Raw genomic sequence first — 1,556 nt, 5'->3', positions numbered from 1 at the left:
CCGTTTGAGGCCCCCGCGAGGCTGTTTCTGCTCGCTCTCGCTTTTCCTCTCCTCGCGCTTCTTGCTCGTCTTCAGCCATATTGACCGAAATCTCCTGTTTACGTGTTCGGAGAAAAAGATATTAATGGTCTTCGCCGCACTTGTCCATAACTTTCCGCAATTGGTATGAGCAGCACGTTGCAAGATAACCGTGGGGGGCGCTTATGTGGTCTGTTTTTCGCATTTCAAATTCAAACATGCCACCAAGTGGGGCGGAGCTTCACGTCAACGTTGCTAAGTCTCTCAAGCAAGCTCCGCGCACAAGCTGAAAGGCGGTTATGGATTTCACTGCTGACGGTCAGAAGTGAAGCATCGAGGTCCGCTTGTGGCGTGCGCCGTGCTAAGGCGGTGCTTTACCAGTGGGTGAGAGACCCACCCGGCTAAATCGCTCCGGCCGGAAGCACTTGGAGCAGTCACGGAGGTAACGAAGTGGCTGAAGCCTCCGAGTTAAAGGATCGCTTTTAGGCGATCTAGCGAGTGTGCAGGCTTTAACGTGAGTGAACGCTGAGCAATCCTCGAAACGGACGATGCACAGACCGACCTGGCAGCCATACCGGGGAAGGTTGAAACGGTTAAGGAAACGAGCGAAGAGTAACCTTAATCGCTGTGCCGGGGTAGTGGCGATTGCATGTACACAAGGGAAGCAGACGCCACACGGGAAGCCCCATTGCGTGGTCAGCGATGACCAACCGGACGCCCGTGAGGGACAGACCGGGCGCTTTGGGGTGGCGGAGAGGTTCGTAGTACCGAGGAAGCCTGGTAATGCGGGTGGAGGGAAGGGACCTTAGTTCAAGATCAACGCAACAAGTGGAAAAGGACAGGAGATTGGGCAAGCTATCAACTCCAATAACAGTTCAGAAACTACAGAGGGCGTTACACGCGAAAGCGAAGGCTGAAGCGAGCTATCGATTTTACGCTCTGTACGACAAGCTATACCGAGAAGACATCTTGGCGCATGCCTATGCCCAGTGTCGCTCTAACAAGGGCGCACCCGGTGTGGATGGTCAGGATTTCGAAGATATTGCGGCGTATGGTGTTGAGCGATGGCTTGGCGAACTGGCGCTTGCGCTTAGAGAAGAGACCTATCGGCCGGAGCCGATCAGACGAGTGTTTATACCGAAAGCCAATGGCAAACTCAGGCCGCTGGGGATTGCAACGGTACGAGATCGGGTTTGCATGACCGCAGCGATGTTGGTACTGGAACCGATTTTCGAGGCGGATCTTCCCGATGAGCAGTATGCTTATCGTCCGGGTCGCAATGCCCAACAGGCGGTAATTGACGTGGAAGAACGGCTGTTCCGAGGCCGACCGGACGTTGTTGATGCCGACCTGGCGGACTACTTCGGAAGCATTCCTCATGCCGAATTGCTGAAATCGGTAGCACGTCGTGTTGTTGATCGACGGCTGTTGAACTTGATCAAGCACTGGCTGGAATGTGCCGTTGAAGAAACCGACAAACGAGGTCGGAAGACACGGACGACCGAGGCCAAGGACAACCGACGCGGCATTCCCCAGGG

Annotated in this window: 1 protein-coding gene; it reads left to right on the top strand. The window is 54.9% G+C overall.

All coding sequences use genetic code 11. From position 1 onward, the window contains the following. Positions 1-801 precede the first annotated feature (801 nt). Positions 802-1,556: group II intron reverse transcriptase/maturase (locus HY308_08990; GenBank protein MBI3898417.1), on the top strand; the 755-nt coding region annotated here is incomplete at its 3' end.

This window comes from Gammaproteobacteria bacterium (assembly GCA_016199745.1).
Classification (GTDB): Bacteria; Pseudomonadota; Gammaproteobacteria; order Acidiferrobacterales; family Sulfurifustaceae; genus JACQFZ01.
Note: the sequence above shows the minus strand (reverse complement) of the source record. Positions and strands in the feature narration are given on the sequence as shown.